This window comes from Clostridium sp. DL1XJH146 (assembly GCF_054819755.1).
In genome coordinates this window covers 1-486 of record NZ_JBTVVN010000108.1, presented here as the reverse complement: position 1 = coordinate 486, position 486 = coordinate 1, and the positions used below count along the sequence as shown (strand labels likewise).

Here is a 486-nt window from a genome sequence, read left to right as displayed (position 1 = left end):
ATTACAACTAGTGCAATTAACACAATAAATATAAAAACAATTATAATTTATATTTCTATGCAATTTTCAAAGAACATTTTGAATTAGAAATTAGGTTGTTACTTAAAAATAAGAATCATCGTATAAGAAATAAATTCTTAACCGCTAATCCTTTATTTTAAATGGTGGGTCTAAATGGACTCGAACCATCGACCTCACGCTTATCAGGCGTGCGCTCTAACCAGCTGAGCTATAGACCCAAATATGGTGGAGATAAAGAGATTCGAACTCTTGACCCCCTGCGTGCAAGGCAGGTGCTCTCCCAACTGAGCTATACCCCCATTTATAAATATCAGACAATATCTCATATAAAGCCCGAAATTCACCTATTCTATAACTTCTAATTCTTTTGAGGTTGGTCCCTCAAAATTAAACAGAGATTTGCCAGACAACTCCCTAGAAAGGAGGTGATCCAGCCGCAGGTTCTCCTACGGCTACCTTGTTACG

2 tRNA genes are annotated in these 486 nt (G+C 37.2%); both read right to left on the bottom strand.

Annotated elements, in window-relative coordinates:
* Positions 1-162: 162 nt before the first annotated feature.
* Positions 163-239 (bottom strand) — tRNA-Ile (locus ACVHXK_RS18700).
* Between the two features lie 5 nt (positions 240-244).
* Positions 245-320, bottom strand: a tRNA-Ala gene (locus ACVHXK_RS18695).
* Positions 321-486 lie beyond the last annotated feature (166 nt).